The following is a 5062-nucleotide window of genomic DNA, read 5'->3' as shown; positions in this document are numbered from 1 at the left end:
GGTTGGTAATAGACCCGGAACTGTTCGCCAGGCAGCGCGGCACGTAGATCGCTCGTGAGACGCATGCGCGTTTCTGCCGCCACTTGCAAGTCGGGCGTGAAGTAGCTGAAACGGTTGCGACCCGCGTTCTTGGCCGCATACATGGCCTGGTCAGCGTTCTTGAAAAGGATATCGAGTTCGCTGGCGTCGTTGGGGTAAAGCGTGACGCCGACGCTGGCAGAAATGAAGGCCTCATCCGCGCCGAGCTTGAAGGGCTCGGCCAGCTTGTCGATGATCTTCTTTGCCATCCGTTCAATGCTTCTAATGTCGTCCCGGTTGGGCAAGATGACAGTGAATTCGTCGCCGCCAAGACGTGCGACGGTGTCCGATTCGCGCACGCACGAAGTGATGCGCCGGGCGGCCTCGATCAGCAAGATGTCCCCCCTGTCGTGTCCCAGGGAGTCATTGACCTCCTTGAAGCGATCCAGGTCGATCAGCATCAAGGCCATAGGTCGTCCGGAACGACGCGACATCCTGGCTTCATGGTCGAGACGCTCATGAAACATCTGCCGATTTGGAAGATCGGTCAGCGCATCGAAATTGGCCTGTTTCCAGATCGTCGCCTCGAATGCCATCCGGTCCGTTAGATCACGACCGACACCCAGCACCGAACTCACCTTGCCCGACCGGTCGATCTCCGGCGTCAGACGGATATGAGTGCATTGTTCCTGTCCATCCTTACTGAGCCATTTCAGTTCGAATTGCGTACTTTTTCCGCTTGAAATGGTCTCGCTGATCTTCTTCTCGTAGATCAGCGCATTAGGGCCGCCGGGTATCTCCGAAGGCCGCTTGCCGACGCCTTCGCCCAGGCTGCGCCCCGCCAGGGCAAGGAAAGCGGGATTGGCGTAAATGCGTTGGAGGTCGCGGTTGTAGCGGGTAATCGTGTCCGGGGAGTTCTCAATCAACGTCCGCGACTCGTGCTCCCTGGTAACGAGTTCCGCCGTGCGCTCAATGACGGTCTGCTCAAGGGAGGCGTTGATCTCGTTGATCTTCTGGATCTTCTGTTCGATCGCCTCGCGCATTCTTTCAAATCGCTGCGCCAGCCTGCCTAGCTCATCCTGACCGTCCGCATCAGTGAGCGCTTCTGCACTCGGGTCCGCCTGGGCGCCCGCATCGTTGCCCGTATCGTGCATCTTTCGCACCAGGTCCTTGAGCGGCGCCGAAATGCTGTGGGAAATGAAGTAGGCGAGGAAGATCGAAAGCAAGAAGCCCGAGATGCCGACCAGGACGATCTGGTTGCGCACCACCTGTACCTGTGCCGTCAACTTCTTTTCTGGAATCGTGCTGATGACGAACCATGTTGTGCGAGGAATCCTTGTGTAGGCGGCCATATAGCGCCCCCCGCGCTTACTCTCGAAGGTAACGAAACCACCCTGCTCGCCGTGCTCGTTGTGCGCAATTTCTTCTATCAGGCGAGGTTCGGGCGTCTCATCGGGGTTAGTGGATGTGTCGTCGGCACGGATGATCAGCTTGTTGCTGCGGGAATCGAGAACGTAGATTTGCGTTCCACTCCCCGAGGCGACGTCGTTGAAAATGGTCGAAAAATATTCGGGACGAACTATCAGGACCAGCTTGCCGATCTGCCGATTGTTGCTCTTGCTTATGATGGCGCGCACCATCCCCAGGTTTTGTTGTCCAACACCGTTGTCGTAACTGCCCCAGTAAGGGCGTCCATTAAGGTCGGGAGCCTGCTTGACCAGGCGCGTCACACCCCGCGTCAATTGCGCGAACGCCTGGGTGTCCATGATTCGATTGTTCTTGTCGAGCAGATATTTCTGGTTGATAAAATCAATCGATCCGTAGTGCGCGAGGAGCAGGCGCGTCATCTCCTGGCGCGCCTCGCTCTGCTCCTTCGCACTGCCGTTTGTGACCCTTGTCAGCGCGCCTTGAACGCCGTCGGAGAGCACAAGGAAGCTGCTTTCCGTCTCGATCTGCTCCATGCGCAACAGGACGTTCCGGGATACCTGCTTGACCATCTCTTTCGAGAATATCTCCGCCTTGTCCTTGATCGCCGCGGTCGACTCCACATACGATATGTAGCCCGAAATAAGTATCGGTAGCAGCGACAGCAGGATGAACGCCGTGATCAGCCGGTAACGAATTTCGACGCGGCGCAGAAGATCCAGGGAGAGGTATTCGAAAGCGCTTCGCAGCGTACGGATGATTGAGCTCATTTGTACTGCATCTTCGCTTCATTCTTGACAGACTCGTCCAGACTTCTCGCGGCCTGCCTTGGCGTGATCTTCTTGAACAGTACATCTTGCATCAATTGATGCAGCCGCTCGATCGAGTTGGAAGGTAAAACCGAATAGTAAAGGGTGGAGGTCACCGGATAGCGACTGACCGTGTTTGTGTAGTCAACAATCTTCGGATCGCTCGGAATCGCTCCCGCGACCTGCTTGAATGGGGAGATGTTCTGGCGCTTTGTACGGAGAATGGAGAACCCCTTCCCGGCGATGAATTCAAGAAAACGCATCGCTTCGGCTTTGTTGGGGGTTTCACATACGGCAAACCCGGTTTCGCTGCCGATCACAGGCACCACCCGCTCGCCGGGCGCATTCCAGGGTGGAATAAACACGCCAACTTCGAACGGGTTGCCGTGCAGAAAAAGGCCGGCTGCCCAGCTGCCGTGAAAAGCCATGGCGACCTTGCCTTCCTTGAACAGCCGTATGCCGTCATCGTAATCCGTCGACATGAACGCTTCTTGTACATAACCACGGTCTGCTATCAGCAGGAGCTTGGCAAAAATATCCGCTACCTGAGGCGTGTTCAAATCCAGCGTGCCATCGCCGATTCTCTTCTTCCAGTCGGGCTCGCGCGCCACCACATTGTTGGCAAAGCCGGAACTGAACGGACCGTTGCCGAGCATGTTCGGAAAGCCGCCGTTCCACATGATGGGCGTAAAACCCGCACGTTTGAGCTGCTCGCAAACCGCCAGGAACTCAGGGAAATTGGTCGGCAGCGCTTTGATCCCCGCCTTCGCAAACATGTCCTGGTTGTAGTAAATCAGCGTCGTAGCCACGCCGCCGGATAGTCCGAAAGTCCTGGATCGGCGACTGGTCCAGTCCCCCTTGAGAGGGTCGAGCATGTTGTTCCATGCCGATGTCTTGCTAACGTCGGCCAGGATGCCTTGATCGGCCAATTCAGCCGCATAGGCATTCGGGTTGACGCTCACCAGGTCCGGCAAGTTGCCGGAGGCGACCCGGGGCTTGATATTTTCCTCGACGGAATTGCCAATCATGAACTGCACATTCACGCGTATGTCTGGATTGAGCTTGCTGAATTCGGCGGCAATCTTAAGCATCTCCTCCGGCCAGTCCGGGGCCCAAATCAATGCAGTAATGGTGGTCTTGGCCGGCGCGGTTGCGCGCGAAGAATCCGGGTCTTGCTGGTGACAACCGTACAACGACATGAGGATGAGGCAGGCCAAGCCAGATAGCAGGGAGGCAAACTCAATTCGTCGCACGTGAGGTTCACTTTTCGGTTTCGGGATGGAGCGGTCCGGTTTCAGCAGGCACTTTCGACGCATGTGAGATCTAAAGCTCGCGTCGCGAAAGCGCCAAGGGCATAGCCTGGGACGTCTCTCTCTCGCTCGGTAGATTGCAGCGAAAAAGCGAATCGAACGCGGCAGTGCCTGGACTGCATATCGACAATAGACGTAAATACTTTAGCTAAAGCGGGTGTGCATTTCCCGGCATGACGCGTAGTCGCCGAACGTGTCTGCTATCGAAAAAGTTTTTTGGGGGGGTCCGTTGCTGCGTGCGCACCCTACATCAGGATGAAGCCGTGCCGCATGCCAAACATCACCGCTTCGGTGCGGTTGGTCGCGCCCAGCTTGCCGAAAATGGAGGAGAGGTGGAATTTCACTGTGTTGTCGGAGATGTCGAGTTGCCGTGCGATCTCCTTGTTGCCGAGTCCTTCGGCAAGCATCGTCAGTACTTCGATCTCGCGTAAAGTCAGGGTTTCGAAAGGCACTCCGCGCGCCGTGTGCCGCGACGGTTTGCGTCCGGACAGTATTCTCGCGAGGATCTCCGGCGACAGGACGTAAAGGCCCGCGGCACCAGCTTCGATGGCTGCGACGATTTCTGCCGGCATCGCGTTGCGCGGGAGGATCGCGGTTGCGCCGCCCGACAATGCGTCAAGGATCCAGTCACTGTCCGCCTCGTCGGTCAACAGGACCAGCGCCAATGGCGCGTGCGCGAGGTCGAATTCGGCCCTGGGTGCGTCGCTCGCCTCTGGTTCCACGTCGATCACGACAACATTCGGGACTGAACCGGCAAGACAGTCAGCAAGCATTTCAGGCTGCGCCGCGCTGCCCGCGAACCTGAGTGCGGGACTGGCCTCGACAAGCGCCTGCAGGCTAGCACGCACAGGAGGCGATTCCGCAATAACCGCGACCCGGACCGGGTCCATCTGTGCCATCTGTTCACTCGACTGTTGACCGGCTCCTGAACCTCACCGGCACGAATCCCGTTGCGGGCGTTCGCCCACGGTGACCGAACACTCGTGGCGTTCGCCGCCCCGGATCAGCGCAATCCTCAACCGCTGTCCGATGCTCGCGAGCCCAAGCGCGGCGTGCACGTCGTCCATGTCACGGCAAGGCTTGCCGTCCAGTTCTATCAGCACGTCGCCTACAAGCACGCCCGCCTCCTCCGCAGGACCACCCGGCGCGAGCGAATTGACCAGTAATCCGCGGTTGGAAGACAGGTTCATTTTCTTGATCCACGCATCCGACAGGTTCACCTGCTGCGTGCCGACGCCAAGGTAGCCCCGCGAGACGCGCCCTTTAGCGAGCAGTTCCTCGGCGACGCGCGAGATGGTCATCCCGGGAATTACCATGCCGACGCCACGCGCAAGCGCCGATGTGCAGATGCCCATGACCTGCCCGCGCACATCGGCCAGCGCTGCCCCCGAAAACCCCGGGCGCAGGCCGCCGTCCAGCCGCACGAATGCATCGAGCTGACCGCCCCTCCAGGTGCGCCACGGACCACCGGCGTTGCCGATCACGCCAAAATCGGCACTG

At 58.5% G+C, this 5062-nt stretch carries 4 protein-coding genes; all 4 read right to left on the bottom strand.

Features of this window, described 5'->3' with window-relative positions:
* Positions 1–2213, bottom strand: a 2213-nt coding sequence (locus WCA53_RS34445) for a bifunctional diguanylate cyclase/phosphodiesterase (protein WP_423922824.1), incomplete at its 3' end; no start/stop codon positions are given.
* Entirely contained in the window at positions 2210–3451 is a 1242-nt protein-coding gene (locus tag WCA53_RS34440; RefSeq protein ID WP_423922832.1) for an ABC transporter substrate-binding protein, read from the bottom strand. The genes WCA53_RS34440 and WCA53_RS34445, both read right to left, overlap by 4 nt.
* A gap of 356 nt (positions 3452–3807) precedes the next feature.
* A complete protein-coding gene (locus tag WCA53_RS34435) occupies positions 3808–4452 on the bottom strand; it encodes a LuxR C-terminal-related transcriptional regulator (protein WP_423922827.1) in 645 nt (214 codons plus the stop codon).
* 42 nt (positions 4453–4494) lie between these two features.
* A partial coding sequence (locus WCA53_RS34430) for a S1C family serine protease (RefSeq protein ID WP_423922821.1) occupies positions 4495–5062 on the bottom strand: 568 nt, incomplete at its 5' end.

The organism is Caballeronia sp., from assembly GCF_049581465.1.
Classification (GTDB): domain Bacteria; phylum Pseudomonadota; class Gammaproteobacteria; order Burkholderiales; family Burkholderiaceae; genus Caballeronia.
Note: the sequence above shows the minus strand (reverse complement) of the source record. Positions and strands in the feature narration are given on the sequence as shown.

What these genes read in the sequence shown, in the direction of transcription:
- WCA53_RS34435 (WP_423922827.1), bottom strand. Translation starts at nt 4,452, where the DNA reads ATGGACCCGGTCCGGGTCGCGGTTATTGCGGAATCGCCTCCTGTGCGT.
- WCA53_RS34440 (WP_423922832.1), bottom strand. Translation starts at nt 3,451, where the DNA reads ATGTCGTTGTACGGTTGTCACCAGCAAGACCCGGATTCTTCGCGCGCA.